Below are 11,218 nucleotides of genomic sequence, written 5' to 3'. Positions count from 1 at the left end.
CAAGGTAGGAGACTTCCGCTTGACATGTCCATACTTTGTCATCGGTGTGTTCAAAGTTCTTGGCGTCGGCGTCGGCGTCCGAGTCGGGGCGGGCCGGAGCGGGACTCCCGCGGTCAGCGGCCCCTGCGTACCCGGGCCGCCGCGCGGGCCTCCGCGGCCTTGCGCGCCTCGGCGGCCTTGCGCGACCCCTTCGCGGCACGGCCCGGGCGGGTGCCCATCCCGCGGAAGGGCGCGTTGCCGCTCTCCTTGCCGGGACCGGCCGGCGGGCGCTTCGCGCCGGTGAGGTCTGTGAGCGTCTGTTCGCCGGAGCGCACCGGGGTCACCGTAGGCCGGATCCCGGCCTCGGACATCATCCGGTTCACGTCGCGCCGCTGGTCGGGGGTGACGAGCGTGACCACGCTCCCCGCCCGACCGGCGCGCGCCGTGCGCCCGCCGCGGTGCAGGTAGTCCTTGGCGTCGGCCGGCGGATCGACGTTGACGACGAGGTCGAGGTCGTCGACGTGGATGCCCCGCGCCGCGACGTTGGTGGCCACCAGCACGGTGACCCCGCCCTCCACGAACCGGGCGAGGGTGTGGGTGCGCTGGGGCTGCGACTTCCCGCTGTGCAGGGCGGCCGCGGCCACCCCGGCGGCCCGCAGCTGCCGGGTGAACCGGTCGACGCCGGCCTTCGTGTCGAGGAACATCAGCACCCGGCCGTCGCGGGCGGCGATCTCGGTCGCGGTCGCGTACTTGTCGGCGGGGTGAACGGTCAGTACGTGATGCTCCATCGTGGTCACCGCGGCCGACGCAGGGTCGACCGAGGCGAGTACCGGGTCGTGGAGGCGGTCCCGCACCAGCTGGTCGACGTCGCGGTCGAGAGTGGCCGAGAACAGCAGCCGCTGCCCGTCGGAGGGCACCTGGTCCAGGAGTCCGGAGACCTGGGGCAGGAACCCCATGTCGCACATCTGGTCCGCCTCGTCCAGCACCGTGATCCGCACGTGGTTCAGGTGGCAGTCCCGCCGGGCCACCAGGTCGGTCAGCCGGCCCGGCGTGGCGACGACCACTTCGGCGCCGTCGCGCAGCGCCTGGGTCTGGCGGTTGATCGACAGCCCGCCGACGACCGTCGTCAGGCGCACGTCCAGGGCCCGCGCGTACGGCGTCAGTGCCTCGCTCACCTGCTGGGCCAGTTCCCGGGTCGACACCAGGACGAGGGCCAGCGGCCGCTTCGACTCCGCGCGCCGGCCCGCCGTTCTGGCGAGCAGGGCCAGCCCGAAGGCCAGCGTCTTGCCGGAGCCGGTCCGCGCCCGGCCGAGGATGTCGCGCCCGGCCAGGGCGTCGGGCAGGGTCGCCGCCTGGATCGGGAAGGGCTCCGTCACCCCCAGGCCGGTCATCGTCTCCACCAGCACCGGCGGCAGCCCGAGGGCGTCGAAGGATGCGGTCGGCTTCGCGTTCATGGGGGACCTTCCTGTTCAGGCGCCCGGAACGCGACCGGGTCCGTACCCCTCGGTACGGACCCGGGCGCCTCAAAGCGTGGGGCCATTTTACCAGCGGGCCTCCCCGCGCCCCGCGGCCGAGCGTCCGTGCCCTACTTGGACTCGATCCGCCCGAGCGGGTCGGGGCCGGCGCTCAGCGCGTCCCGCGCCGCCTGCCAGGCGGAGTCGCCCGGGTACAGCTCGGAGCGCAGGTAGGCCCAGGTGAGCCGCCGCACCGCGGCCACCCGGCCGGGGTCCTCGTCGGTGGTCTCCGCCACGTCGTACCCGGCGACCCCGCCGAGCCCGTGGCCCGCGCCGAACAGGGTGAGCAGGGCCTTGGGGCCGGGGGAGAGGACGTACGGGTCGGCATGCCACCCGGGTCCGCGCACGGTCAGGTGGGCGGAGTCGTCCTCGTCGCCGGCGACGACGAGTGCGGGGGTCCTCATCCCGGAGAAGTCCGTGGTCAGGAAGAAGGGCATGCTCTCGGCCGCGGACGCGCTGAGGGCGTCGCCGCCCCGGCCGGGCGCGGCGAGCAGGACGCCCGCCCGGATGCGGGGCTCGGTCAGGTCCACCTCCGAGCCGTCGTCCGGATCGGTGAGCCGGGCGCCCAGGAGCAGGCTCGCGGTGTGTCCGCCCATCGAGTGCCCGGCGACGGCGACCCGGTCCCGGTCCAGCCGGCCGGCGAGCTGGGGGACGGCCCGCTCCAGGTCGTCGAGCCGGTCGAGGACGCGCGTCATGTCCTCGGCGCGCGACCGCCAGAACAACGGCGCCCCCGGGGTCCTCGGATCGAGCGCCAGTGACCTCGAACTCAGATGCGTCGGCTGGATCACGACGAAGCCGTGCGCCGCCCAGTGGTCGGCGAGGGGCGCGTAACCGTTCAGGGAGGAGAGGTGGTTCGAGTAGCCCTGGCCGTGCGAGAGCAGGAGGACCGGCAGACCGGTCCCGGTCACGGGCGCCGAGACCCGCACCTGGAGCTCCACGGGCCGTCCCGGGGCGGGCAGCACGACCGGGGCGACGGAGAGGACGGGCACGGGCGGGGAGACGAAGTCGGTGGGAGATGTCGGTGCACTCATGATGCGGATGTCCGTTCGATGGATCGGTGGTTCGGGGGCTCGTGGGCCTGGTCGCGACCGGCCGCCGTGGCGGCCGGTCGTGCGGGACTGCGGCGGCCGAGGCCGTTCCAGGAGGGCGCACGTCGGCACGGGAAAGCGGAACGTCGTCCCGGTTAAATATACGGAACACTGTCCCGTTTGGTCAACGCGTACCTTCCGAAGCGGGCGCCGAGTCGCGTCGGTCCGCCTGAACGCGGCGGTGGCTCCACACGAGCAGGGCGAACAGCGCCACGCTGGAGATGATCAGACTCGCCCCGGTGGCCCATCCGGAGTACGGCAGCTCGGGGACCAGGCCCCACGCCAGACCCGCCGCGAGGAGGAACAGCCCCACCGACACCGAGCCCGCGATGCGCCACCAGGAGGAGACGCTCTCCTCGGCCGCGCGCATCGCCCGGACGCGGACGGGGGCGACGAACCGGTCCAACGCCGGGACGGCCCGCGCCAGCAGCACCACGCCGGCGAAGACGAGCAGCAGGCCGGGTCCCGGCAGCACCAGGAGAGCGACGCCGAGCAGCAGCAGGACGGCCCCGAGGGCGCCCAGGGCGGTGCGCCGGATCGACTCGACACCCCGCGCCATGGCGCCCCACTCTCCTGCGGTCGGGAAGAACTCCGGTCTCCGGTTCCGTCGGCGTCCCAACCTTAGGCAGCAATCGACGTGCGGGCGATTCCGGCGCGGACACGGCGGTCCGGGCCCGAGGGGGCGGGCGCGGGCCGGTCCGCCCCGCCCTGTCCGTCAATGCCCTTTGTGCGCGGGGTAGTTGCCGGGACGCCCCATCGACGTGCGGGCACTTCGCTGCTAGACCTGCACCACCCGTACCATCTGCACCCACCGTCCAAGGAGGAGCATGTGAGACCACGTCGCGCGGTCGTCCGGACCGCCTCGGCACTCGTCGCCGCCCTCGCCCTGACCGCGGGCCTCGGCGGCCCGGCCGTCGCGGCCGAGGGTGCGGAGCCGGCCGCCACCGCCACCGGGGCCGGTCCCGTCACGCACGAGGAGAACGACCGCGTCCCGGAGGGTTCGGTCTGGACCCAGCACTACTTCCCGTCCTCCGACCGCTCGGACACCCGCCTGCACGCCGACGTACTGCTTCCCGAGGGACTGAAGCGCAGGGAGAAGGTGCCGGTCATCCTGTCGATCGGCCCCTACTTCGCCCACGCCGGCCAGACCGGCCCCGAGGGCTGGAGCCACACCGGGCCGTCCGCACGCTTCCAGGACTTCATCGAGGGCACCGACCTGTTCGACCAGGGGTACGCCTTCGTCATGGTGGACCTGCGCGGCTTCGGCGGCTCCACCGGCTGCCTGGACTGGGGCGGGCCGGGCGAGCAGGCCGACGTGAGGGCCGCGATCGACTGGGCCGCGAAGCAGCCCTGGTCCACCGGCGCGGTCGGCATGTACGGCAAGTCGTACGACGCCGTCACCGGCCTCATCGGCAACAACCTGGACCAGCGGGCGCTGAAGGCCGTCGTGGCCCAGGAACCCGTGTGGGACATGTACCAGTACATCTACTCCAACGGGGTGCCCCGCCCGAACGTGACCGGCACCGCCGATGCGTACAACTCCATCGCGTCGATGCCCGCGATGGCGGACGACGATCCCCGCTACCGGGCCGCGGCCCGGTACGAGGAGAGCCACCCGGAGTGCCTGACGGAGAACTCGGCCGGATACCGCATATCCGACCAGCGGGACGAGCACTGGACCTCCCGTGACCTGGCGCGGATGGCGAAGGGCAGCGACACCCCGCTCTTCGTCACGCAGGGCTTCGTCGAGAACAACACCAAGCCCGAGGAGATGGAGGAGTACCTCGACAACCACCGGGGCCCCGAGCGCGGCTGGCTCGGCCAGTGGGACCACGTGCGCGGCGGCGACCGCGTCGAGGACGGCCGCCTGGCCATGGGCCGCGAGGGCTGGTACGAGGAGACCCTGTCCTTCTACGACCGGTACCTGAAGGGCGTCAGGCCGACGGTGCGCTACCCGGCCTACGCCGTCGAGGACTCCACCGGCGCCTGGCGCGCCCAGCGCACGTGGCCCGTCACCGAACGGTCGGTCACCGTTCCGCTCGGCGGCGGCTCCTACGTGGACGACGGCGGCGCGTCCGCCCGCGCGGAGCTGACCGCGTCCGGCACCCCGGCGCCGAAGGCGCCGCCGCAGCCGCCCGGCAGGTGGGACATGGAGAACGCGCCGGCGACCGAGCAGCCGGCCCCGGCCGGGCTGGCCGCGGGACTGGCGGAGCGTCAGCGCGCCGGTGAGGTCGGCTCCAGCTTCTTCGTCTGGTCGAAGCCGCTGAAGAGGGACACACGCGTCACCGGCACCCCGCAGGTCTCCCTGACGGCCCGCGGCGAGGGCAACGTCATGCTCAAGCTGTACGACGTGGCCCCCGACGGCACCGCCGTCATGTTCGACGAGCAGGTCTCCCTGGTGAAGCCCGGACGGATGAGCGTCGACCTGAAGGCGACCGACTGGACCCTCGCCGCCGGGCACGTGCTGGCCGTGGAGATCGGTTCCATCCAGACCGGTTCCTGGCGCGACACGCCCTCCGGCGAGACCGTCCGGGTCAGGGGTGCCAAGCTGCGGCTGGCCCTCGACGGCCCGGCCGACGACGTCGCCACCCAGGGGGACCGGTCGCCGTACCTGGACACGTATCTGCGCCGGTACACGGTGGACCTGCCGGCCGGCCCCGGCACATTCTCGGTGGTTCCGGGCGGCCGGCCGTGACAAGCTGTGCTCTTGTTGTCCGAGCCCAGGAGGTCGCCATGACTGAAGAGTCTTCATCGCAAGCAGGTTCGGAACCGGCGGAGGCCGAGAGCACCGCCCTCACACCCGATGCCAACGGTCAGTACGACCTGAAGGACAAGTTCCGGCAGGCGCTGGAGCGCAAGCGCGGCAAACAGGCCGAGGCCGCTGCCCTCGCCACGAACGCCGACGTGGCGAAGATCCGGGGCACCCACGGTCCGGCCGCCGGACAGCGGTCGTTCCGGCGCAAGAGCGGCTGAGGCCGCGCAGGACCCGCAACCCGGCAGGGCCCGACCGTGACGGCACGGTCGGGCCCTGCCCGTCATGGGTGTCCGGTCGTGGCGCTCAGGGGCGGGCGGTCAGGTAGCCGCCCATCGAGGTGAAGTACTCCGTCGCGGCCAACTCCCGCCCGTCCTCCGTCCGTACGCGCGTGACGGCGAGGCCGTGATCGCGTCCCCGGCGCGCGTCGGCCCCGGCGACGATCACCACGCCCTCGCCCTCCCGGTAGAAGATCCGGCCGGGGGTGCCGCCGTAGCGGCCCTCCGAGACCACGGCGGCGAGGATCTCCAGCCGCCTGCCCCGGTGGAAGGTGAAGGCGCTGGGGTACGGCTCGGACTGGGCCCGGACCAGACGCTCCAGGTCCTCGGCCGGCCAGTTCCAGTCGATGCGGATGTCCTCGGCGGACCTCTTGTGGAAGAAGCTCGCCGCGGAGCGGTCCTGCTTGGTGAACTCGGTCTGCCCGGCCGCGATGAGTCCGAGGGCACCGATGGTGACCGGGGCGATCAGGCCGACGGTCTTGTGGAAGAGGTCGGTGGCGGTGTCCGTCGGCCCGACCGGGACCGCCTCCTGGCGGACGATGTCCCCGGCGTCCAGCTCGTCGTTCATCATGTGCGCGGTGACGCCCACCTCGGTCTCGCCGTTGAGCAGCGCCCAGATCAGCGGGGAGAACCCGGCGTACTTCGGCAGCAGCGAGTCGTGCACGTTGAGGGTGCCGTGGCGAGGCAGGCCGAAGATGCGCGGGGGGATCCAGGTCCGCCAGTTGTTGGCCACGACGATGTCCGGATCGGCGTCCTTGAGACGCTCGAACAGCTCGTCGTCGTCCGGGCGATTGCGGATCAGCACCGGGACGCCGTGCTCCTCGGCGAGGTCGGCGACGGAGTCGCTCCAGATCTTCTCGTACGCGTGCTCGCTCTTGGGGTGCGTGACCACGAGGACCACGTCGTGCTCGGAGTCCAGCAGGGCTCGCAGGGTGCGGTGCCCCCAGGTCTGGTAACCGAACATGACGACCCGCATGGGGGTTCCTCCTCAGGACAGGTGCTGAAGGCAGGGACTGACCCGGGCAGTTAAGCAAGCCTTACCTTAGTGTGCAACACCGCGATGGGGTCTGCCTGTTGGCTCGAATCGATCCCCGGTGTGCCCTATCGACAGCCCTACCTCGTTAGCTTAGGCTCACCTAAGTTTCCGGCGCACGAGGGGAGTGACATGTCACAGGTTCTTCCTGCTGACCCAACGCTGGTCCACGACCTCATTGGTATCGGCTTCGGACCGTCCAATGTCGCCATGGCGATCGCGATCCGCGAACACAACGCACGGGCCGGCGGGCAGAAGGCGCTCGACGCCCGCTTCTTCGAGCACCAGCCGCGCTTCGGCTGGCACCGCGGCATGCTGATCGACGACGCGACCATGCAGGTGTCCTTCCTCAAGGACCTGGTGACACTGCGGAATCCGGCCAGCGAGTACAGCTTCCTCTGCTACCTGAAGAGCAAGGGGCGGCTGATCGACTTCATCAACCACAAGAACCTCTTCCCGCTGCGGGTCGAGTTCCACGACTACTTCGAGTGGGCCGCGGCCAAGGTCGACGACATGGTCTCCTACGGCCACGAGGTCGTCGGCGTCGCGCCCGTCGTGCGGGACGGAGCCGTGGACCACCTGGAGGTGACGGTCCGTTCGGGGGAGGGGCTCGAGGTCCACCGGGCGCGCAACCTCGTCGTCGGCACCGGGCTGCGCCCCCTCGTGCCGGAAGGCGTGGAGCGCGGCGACCGCGTCTGGCACAACTCCGAACTGCTGACCAGGGTCGACGCGTTGGAGGGCACCTCACCCTCCCGGTTCGTCGTCGTCGGCGCCGGCCAGAGCGCCGCCGAGAACGTCGCCTACCTGCACCGCCGCTTCCCCGACGCCGAGGTCTGCGCGGTCTTCGCCCGCTACGGCTACAGCCCCGCCGACGACAGCGCGTTCGCCAACCGGATCTTCGACCCGGCGGCCGTCGACGACTACTTCGCGGCGCCCGGCAGCGTCAAACGCCGGCTGATGGAGTACCACGGCAACACGAACTACTCCGTGGTGGACATCGACCTGATCGACGACCTGTACCGGCAGATGTACCGGGAGAAGGTCCTCGGCACCGAGCGGCTGCGGTTCCTCAACGTCTCCCGGCTCACCGACGTCAAGGAGACACCGGACCGGGTGCGCGCCACGGTGACCTCCCTGGTCACCGGTGAGGAGACCCTCCTGGACGCGGACGTCCTGGTCCTCGCCACCGGCTACGGCCCCGCCGACCCCCTCGGCCTGCTCGGCGAGGTCGCGGACCGCTGCCTGCGCGACGACGAGGGCCGGGTGCGCGTCGAGCGCGACTACCGCGTCGCCACGGACCCGGCCCTGCGCTGCGGCATCTACTTGCAGGGCGGCACCGAACACACGCACGGCATCACCTCGTCGCTGCTCTCCAACACCGCCGTCCGGGTCGGCGAGATCCTCGACTCGCTCCTCGACCGGGGGCTCGAGTCCGGTTCCGACGAGGCCCGTACGGTCGCCGACGGGACCGGCACCGGCGCGCGTTAATGTACGGCGCTATGACCACGACCGCGGTGGAGCGACCCGCACCCGGAGGCGTAACCGAGGCCCGTAGACGCCGGGTTGCCGGTTTGGGCTTCCTCGCGGCGCTGCTCGTGGTCGTGGCCGCGGCGTCGCTGGCGGTCGGCGCGCGGGCGCTGAGCCCCGCCGAGGTCTGGCACGGGCTGGTCGCGGCGCCCGAACCCGACCAGCGGCTCACCGAGATCAGGCTCATCGTGCGGACCGTGCGGGTGCCCCGCACGGTCCTCGCCGTCGTGGCGGGCATCGCGCTGGGCGTCGGAGGGGCGCTGATCCAGGGGTACACACGCAACCCCATCGCCGACACGGGGTTGCTCGGGGTGAACTCCGGTGCCTCGTTCGCCGTGGTGTCCGGCATCGCCGCCTTCGGGTTCACCAGCCCGTTCCAGTACGTCTGGCTCGGCTTCCTGGGCGCGGCGGTCGCCGGTGTCGTCGTGTTCGGGCTGTCGAGCATCGGCCGGGGAGCGGGCAACCCGCTCACGCTCGCGCTGGCCGGGCAGGGCGTCACGGTGTTCCTCGCGGCGATGACCACGGCGGTCGCGCTGACCGACAAGGCCTCGCTGAACGCCCTGCGGTTCTGGAACGCGGGCTCGCTGACCGGGGTCGGCTTCGACGTCATCTGGCCCGTGTCGGCCTTCATCGCCGCGGGGCTGCTGCTGGCGCTGACCACGCTGCCCTCGGTCAACCTGCTCAACCTGGGCGACGACGTGGCACGGGGGCTCGGGGTGAACACCGCGCTGACCCGCACCGTCGGCGTCGTCGCCATCACCCTGCTGGCCGGGGCGGCGACGGCGGCCTGCGGCCCCATCGCGTTCCTGGGGCTCATGGTGGCCCACGTGGCCCGGTACCTGACCGGCCCGGACTACCGCTGGCTGGTCCCGTACGCCGGTCTGCTCGGGGCCGTGGTGCTGCTGGTCTGCGACATCGTGGGGCGCCTGGTCGTGCGGCCGGGGGAACTGGACGCCGGGGTCGTCGTCTCGCTCCTCGGCGCACCGTTCTTCGCCGTCCTGGTGTGGCGCGGAAAGTTCAAGAGCGCGTGAACGGGGCGGACATGAGGGCGGACGGGGCGGACGCGGCTGTGGACGCGAAGGCGGAGGTGCGGGCGTCGGTGGCGCCCGGGGTGCGGTTCGGCGGCGTGTCGTTCGTGTGGCGGCCCTGGATCGCGGGGGTCACCCTGCTCCTGGCGGTGGCGGGCTTCCTGGTGTTCTGCCTGTCCATCGGCGTCGGGGACTTCCCCATCGCCCTGCCCCGGGTCGTCGCCACCGTCCTCGGCGGGGGCGAGCAGGTCGACCGGTTCGTGATCATGGACCTGCGGATGCCGCGCGCCCTCGCCGGGCTCGTCGTGGGCGTCGCGCTCGGGGTCTCGGGCGCCCTCACCCAGTCGATCGCCCGCAACCCGCTGGCCAGCCCGGACGTCCTCGGCATCACCAGCGGGGCCGGCGCCGTCGCCGTGTTCCTGGTGACGGTGTCGGGCGGCGCCGCGACGGCCGTCGTCGACTCCGTGGGCCTGTCGGCGGCGGCGCTCGCGGGCGGCCTCGGCACCGGTCTGCTGGTGTACTTCATGGCCTGGCGCCGGGGGATCGACGGCTTCCGGCTCATCCTCATCGGCATCTCGGTCAACGCCGTGATGCAGGCCCTCACCACGTGGCTGCTGGTCACCGCCGACATCAGGGACGTGGCCCGGGCCCAGGCATGGCTGGTCGGCTCGCTGGACAACCGGTCGTGGGAGGAGGTCCACGTCGCGTTGTGGAGCACGCTCGTCCTCCTGGTCGTCGTGGCCTGTGTCGCCTTCCAGTTCAAGCCGCTGCACTTCGGCGACGAGGTCGCCGCCGGGCTGGGCGTCCGGTTCGGGGCGGTGCGCGCGGTCCTGCTGCTGTGCGCCGTGCTGCTGGCCGGCGTGGCGGTGAGCGCGGCGGGTCCGGTGCCGTTCGTCGCGCTGGTGGCGCCACAGGTGGCGATGCGGCTGGCCCGGTGCCCGACACCGCCGCTGGTGGCCTCCGGCCTGGTGGGCGCGCTGCTGCTGACCGGCTCCGACCTGGTCGCACGCACCGCCCTGCCCGTCTCGCTGCCGGTCGGCGTGGTCACCGCCGCCATCGGCGGACCCTTCCTCGTCTACCTGCTGGTGCGGGCGAACCGCCGATAGCTGGTACAAAGTAAGGCGAGCCTAATCGAGGGGGCCTTGTGGTCGTTCAGTCCATCACCGGGACCGGTACGGGAGTTGACGGCGCCTCACGGCTGACGGCCCGGGGAGTCACCGTCGGGTACGGCGCACGGACCGTCATCGACGGCCTCGACGTGGCGATCCCGCCCGGCGTGATCACCACCATCATCGGACCGAACGGCTGCGGCAAGTCGACGCTGTTGCGCACCCTGTCACGGCTGCTGAAGCCGACCGGCGGCACGGTCGTGCTGGACGGCGAGGACATCGCCGCGCTCAGGACCCGCGACGTGGCCAGGAAACTCGGCCTGCTGCCCCAGGCGCCGGTCGCTCCGGAGGGGCTGACGGTGTCCGACCTGGTGGCCCGGGGCCGCCATCCGCACCAGAGCTGGCTGCGGCAGTGGTCGTCGGACGACGCCGAGGTCGTCAAGCGGGCACTGGCCATGACCGGGGTGTCCGACCTAGCGGACCGCCCGGTCGACTCGCTGTCCGGCGGGCAGCGCCAGCGCGTGTGGATCTCGATGACCCTCGCCCAGGGCACCGACCTGCTCCTGCTGGACGAACCGACCACCTACCTCGACCTGGCCCACGCGGTCGACGTGCTCGACCTGGTCGACGACCTGCACGAGTCCGGGCGCACCGTGGTCATGGTGCTGCACGACCTCAACCTGGCCACGCGCTACAGCGACAACCTGGTCGTCATGCGGGAGGGCGCGATCGTGGCGCAGGGGCACCCGCGCGACGTGATCACGGCCGACCTGCTGCACGAGGCGTTCGGGCTGCGCGCCAAGGTGATCGACGACCCCGTCGGGGACCGCCCCCTCGTCGTGCCGATCGGACGGACCCACGCCGAACTGCATCAATCGACACCGCAGTTGATGAAGTGAGGGTAGGCTAA

The 11,218-nt window shown here is 72.1% G+C and carries 10 protein-coding genes; 6 read left to right on the top strand and 4 right to left on the bottom strand.

Annotated elements, in window-relative coordinates:
• Positions 1-113 precede the first annotated feature (113 nt).
• The 3 genes from OHA99_RS00810 to OHA99_RS00800 form a co-directional block, all read right to left on the bottom strand.
• Positions 114-1,433 carry a DEAD/DEAH box helicase gene (locus tag OHA99_RS00810; protein WP_405693485.1) on the bottom strand — a complete coding sequence of 440 codons (1,320 nt, stop codon included), beginning with the start codon at positions 1,431-1,433 and terminating at the stop codon, positions 114-116.
• A gap of 131 nt (positions 1,434-1,564) precedes the next feature.
• Positions 1,565-2,524 (bottom strand): chlorophyllase, encoded by a 960-nt coding sequence (locus OHA99_RS00805; protein ID WP_366471657.1) that lies wholly within the window; start codon positions 2,522-2,524, stop codon positions 1,565-1,567.
• 181 nt (positions 2,525-2,705) lie between these two features.
• Positions 2,706-3,140, bottom strand: a complete 435-nt coding sequence (locus OHA99_RS00800) for a PGPGW domain-containing protein (RefSeq protein WP_153176223.1) — start codon at positions 3,138-3,140, stop codon at positions 2,706-2,708.
• Positions 3,141-3,410: 270 nt separating this feature from the next.
• Between OHA99_RS00800 and OHA99_RS00795 the strand changes: the two genes are divergently transcribed.
• Together OHA99_RS00795 and OHA99_RS00790 are read left to right on the top strand one after the other, a co-directional pair.
• A complete protein-coding gene (locus OHA99_RS00795; protein ID WP_366471658.1) occupies positions 3,411-5,276 on the top strand; it encodes a CocE/NonD family hydrolase in 1,866 nt (621 codons plus the stop codon).
• A gap of 38 nt (positions 5,277-5,314) precedes the next feature.
• Positions 5,315-5,554: a DUF5302 domain-containing protein gene (locus OHA99_RS00790; RefSeq protein ID WP_153176221.1), complete on the top strand. Its 240-nt coding sequence runs from the start codon at positions 5,315-5,317 to the stop codon at positions 5,552-5,554.
• 85 nt (positions 5,555-5,639) lie between these two features.
• On the opposite strand, the gene OHA99_RS00785 is transcribed toward OHA99_RS00790, so the two are convergent.
• The gene (locus OHA99_RS00785) at positions 5,640-6,587 is read right to left on the bottom strand and encodes a methionyl-tRNA formyltransferase (protein WP_366471659.1); all 948 of its coding nucleotides are present in this window, start codon (positions 6,585-6,587) and stop codon (positions 5,640-5,642) included.
• Between the two features lie 189 nt (positions 6,588-6,776).
• Between OHA99_RS00785 and OHA99_RS00780 the strand changes: the two genes are divergently transcribed.
• Genes OHA99_RS00780 through OHA99_RS00765 form a run of 4 tightly spaced genes read left to right on the top strand, consistent with a single transcriptional unit; the run spans position 6,777 to position 11,207 of the window.
• The gene (locus OHA99_RS00780) at positions 6,777-8,132 is read left to right on the top strand and encodes a lysine N(6)-hydroxylase/L-ornithine N(5)-oxygenase family protein (protein ID WP_405693482.1); all 1,356 of its coding nucleotides are present in this window, start codon (positions 6,777-6,779) and stop codon (positions 8,130-8,132) included.
• Between the two features lie 11 nt (positions 8,133-8,143).
• Positions 8,144-9,202 carry an iron ABC transporter permease gene (locus tag OHA99_RS00775; protein WP_164380754.1) on the top strand — a complete coding sequence of 353 codons (1,059 nt, stop codon included), beginning with the start codon at positions 8,144-8,146 and terminating at the stop codon, positions 9,200-9,202.
• Positions 9,203-9,213: 11 nt separating this feature from the next.
• Positions 9,214-10,305: an iron chelate uptake ABC transporter family permease subunit gene (locus OHA99_RS00770; RefSeq protein WP_194279806.1), complete on the top strand. Its 1,092-nt coding sequence runs from the start codon at positions 9,214-9,216 to the stop codon at positions 10,303-10,305.
• Between the two features lie 38 nt (positions 10,306-10,343).
• Positions 10,344-11,207: an ABC transporter ATP-binding protein gene (locus tag OHA99_RS00765; protein ID WP_153176216.1), complete on the top strand. Its 864-nt coding sequence runs from the start codon at positions 10,344-10,346 to the stop codon at positions 11,205-11,207.
• The last annotated feature ends 11 nt before the right edge of the window (positions 11,208-11,218 follow it).

This window comes from Streptomyces coelicoflavus (genome assembly GCF_045041415.1).
GTDB lineage: Bacteria > Actinomycetota > Actinomycetes > Streptomycetales > Streptomycetaceae > Streptomyces > Streptomyces coelicoflavus.
The sequence above is the reverse complement of the archived record's forward strand: the minus strand, read 5'-3'. Positions and strand labels throughout refer to the sequence as shown.

Bases quoted from the DNA above. Each gene is read 5' to 3' on its own strand.
- OHA99_RS00810 (WP_405693485.1), bottom strand. From the start codon at position 1,433: ATGAACGCGAAGCCGACCGCATCCTTCGACGCCCTCGGGCTGCCGCCG.
- OHA99_RS00805 (WP_366471657.1), bottom strand. From the start codon at position 2,524: ATGAGTGCACCGACATCTCCCACCGACTTCGTCTCCCCGCCCGTGCCC.
- OHA99_RS00800 (WP_153176223.1), bottom strand. From the start codon at position 3,140: ATGGCGCGGGGTGTCGAGTCGATCCGGCGCACCGCCCTGGGCGCCCTC.
- OHA99_RS00790 (WP_153176221.1), top strand. From the start codon at position 5,315: ATGACTGAAGAGTCTTCATCGCAAGCAGGTTCGGAACCGGCGGAGGCC.
- OHA99_RS00785 (WP_366471659.1), bottom strand. From the start codon at position 6,587: ATGCGGGTCGTCATGTTCGGTTACCAGACCTGGGGGCACCGCACCCTG.
- OHA99_RS00780 (WP_405693482.1), top strand. From the start codon at position 6,777: ATGTCACAGGTTCTTCCTGCTGACCCAACGCTGGTCCACGACCTCATT.
- OHA99_RS00775 (WP_164380754.1), top strand. From the start codon at position 8,144: ATGACCACGACCGCGGTGGAGCGACCCGCACCCGGAGGCGTAACCGAG.
- OHA99_RS00770 (WP_194279806.1), top strand. From the start codon at position 9,214: ATGAGGGCGGACGGGGCGGACGCGGCTGTGGACGCGAAGGCGGAGGTG.